Annotated in this window: 4 protein-coding genes; 2 read left to right on the forward strand and 2 right to left on the reverse strand. The window is 59.3% G+C overall.

The genetic code is table 11. From position 1 onward, the window contains the following. A partial coding sequence (locus IQ273_RS32480) for a hypothetical protein (protein ID WP_194027201.1) occupies window positions 1–229 on the reverse strand: 229 nt, incomplete at its 3' end. A 144-nt stretch (window positions 230–373) separates the two neighbouring features. Further along, window positions 374–811 (reverse strand): molybdopterin-binding protein, encoded by a 438-nt coding sequence (locus IQ273_RS32485; RefSeq protein WP_194027202.1) that lies wholly within the window; start codon window positions 809–811, stop codon window positions 374–376. 154 nt (window positions 812–965) lie between these two features. Here IQ273_RS32485 and modA point away from each other — a divergent pair, with 154 nt between their 5' ends. Beyond that, window positions 966–1778 (forward strand): molybdate ABC transporter substrate-binding protein, encoded by an 813-nt coding sequence (gene modA / locus IQ273_RS32490; RefSeq protein ID WP_194027203.1) that lies wholly within the window; start codon window positions 966–968, stop codon window positions 1776–1778. A 5-nt stretch (window positions 1779–1783) separates the two neighbouring features. Then, on the forward strand, window positions 1784–2503 hold a 720-nt coding region (gene modB / locus IQ273_RS32495), incomplete at its 3' end, for a molybdate ABC transporter permease subunit (RefSeq protein WP_194027204.1).

The following is a 2503-nucleotide window of genomic DNA, read 5'->3' on the forward strand; positions in this document are numbered from 1 at the left end:
GTGTAAGGGAGGAGGGCACTGATGGGCTGTCGGCAGCCGGAACGAGCAAATCCTCTAGTCGAACGGTGGCGATCGCCTCCCCCTGCTTGGGGGTAGCCGCTGAAGTTGCCTCCACCTGGGGGACAGGGCGCAGCCAGGGGGCGGTCAGCAGCAGACCGTGGAGCAGTACCGATACCAGCAGAGGATGGCATACTGCTCGAACCGGAGACGGCAACGCTTGATAGGCCATGGTAATGAAACTCTGGGCAGGACAATTCTGGGCGATCGCGCATTCCCCACCCATCCCAAAACCCTCTGCAACGGTGACAGATCCCCGCGCCGGAAACTGCTAGGAGCTATACCAACTATATTGGTATTTTAGGGCTGAGGTGGCCTAGGGCGCGATCGCCGCGATCATCACGCTGTTGGACTTGACCACGGCATAGACCTCCTTGCCCACGGCCAGCTTCATGCGCTCCACAGAGGCTACGGTAATGATGGCGACCAGCTCGACACCAGGGGCGATCGCCAGGGTGAGTTCGGCGTTGACGCCGTCGATGGCGATCGCGGTGATCTTGCCCCGCAGCAGATTGCGGGCGCTGATCGCAAAGTCGCGCTGTACGGCCAAAAATTCCTGCTCTTCGCGCTCATCTTTGAATGGAGTCGGCATTTCCGATGGGCCAGTAGCGGCGTCGGGCTGCTCCAGGCTGCGCACTAGCTCCCGCAGAATATCGGTTTTGCTGCGCTGAGTGCGCTGACAGTAGCCGTCGAGAATTTTGCGCTCCTCTTCGGAGGCCTGAAAGGTGATCCATCCTTGGCTTTTTCGAGGCATGGCAAAACCCAGAATGACGGTATTGGGCAATACCAACTTGGTTGGTATATTGATCTAAGCTGATGACACAAGATTTGCCGTAGGACTAGCGCCACAGGTCTGTCGCTACAAACCCGGCGCGACGGTAAATCCATACCAATTCTCTCTGAAGACTATGAAAAGACGAAACTTTCTGTGGGTTACCACCGCCCTGGGCCTGAGCCTGATGGGTGGGGTCGCCCTTCAGGCCAGCTTTCCGCTAGAAGCCCAGGAGCAGAGATTGGCTCAGTCGCAGACAGCGCTCCTCGTTTCAGCAGCGGCCAGCCTTCAAGATGCCATGCAGGCCATTCAGACCGATTTTGAGGCCGCGCACCCAGAGATTGCCCTCAACTACAACTTCGGCTCCTCCGGGGCGCTGCAACAGCAGATCGAGCAGGGTGCGCCGGTAGATGTTTTCATTTCTGCCGGAGTGCCCCAGATGGATGCCCTAGACGATCAGGGGCTGCTGCGCGCCGGCACTCGCCAAGATCTGCTGGGCAACCGGCTGGTGCTGATTACCCCAGAAAATTCCCCTCTGGACCTGGATGACTTTAGCGACCTCACCCAGCCAGACGTAGAACGAATCTCCGCTGGCGAATTTCGCAGCGTACCCGCCGGGCAGTATGCCGAGCAGGTGTTTAACAACCTGGACATTTTGGCGGCCCTTCAGCCCAAGCTAATTTTTGCCAACAATGTGCGGGGAGTGCTGGCGGCGGTGGAGTCGGGCAACGTAGATGCTGGCGTGGTCTACGCCACCGATGCAGCCCTTTCTGATCGAGTGACGGTGGTGGCGATCGCCGCCGCCGATTTGCACAATCCGATCACTTACCCCCTGGCCGTGCTTGACGAGGCCGCTAACCCCGAAGCCGCCCAAACCTTTGTGGACTATTTGTCGAGTGATGCCGCCCGGGCCGTGTTTGAAGACTTTGGCTTCACCGTTCTAGAGTAAGCCCCATGCCTTTAGATCTATCCCCTCTGTGGATTTCGTTTAGAGTCGCCAGTTTGGCGACGGGGGCGGCCTTTTTGGTTGGTATCGCCGCCGCCTACTGGATGCTGGACTACCGGGGGCCGGGCAAGTCTTTGATTGAAGCTGTTTTAGTGGCACCGCTGGTGCTGCCGCCGACAGTGGTGGGCTTTTTGCTGCTGCTGCTGCTGGGCCGCAACGGCCCCCTGGGGGCGAGTCTAAAATCTCTCGGCCTCAATCTCGTCTTTACCTGGTACGGGGCCGTCGTTGCGGCGACGGTGGTGGCGTTTCCGCTGATGTACCGCACCGCCCTGGGGGCCTTCGAGCAAATTGATCCGGCCCTGATTCAGGTGGCGCGTACCCTGGGGGCGCGGGAAGGGCGAATTTTTTGGCGGATTGTGCTGCCGCTGTCGGTGCCGGGACTGCTGGCGGGGCTTACCCTGGCCTTTGCCCGCGCCCTGGGCGAATTTGGGGCAACGCTGATGGTGGCGGGGAATATTCCTGGCCGCACTCAGACCATGCCAATGGCGATTTATTTTGCCGTCGAAGCCGGGGCCATACAGGAGGCCTGGGTGTGGGTGGTCATTATTCTGACGGTGTCGCTTTCAGGCATTGTTGCGGCTAATTTGTGGCAGGTTCAGCGCCGCGATCGCCATCACATCGGCACCCCTGTAGCCCAAAATCCAAAATCCAAAGTCCAAAATCCAAAC

Source organism: Nodosilinea sp. LEGE 07298, assembly GCF_015207265.1.
Classification (GTDB): domain Bacteria; phylum Cyanobacteriota; class Cyanobacteriia; order Phormidesmidales; family Phormidesmidaceae; genus Nodosilinea.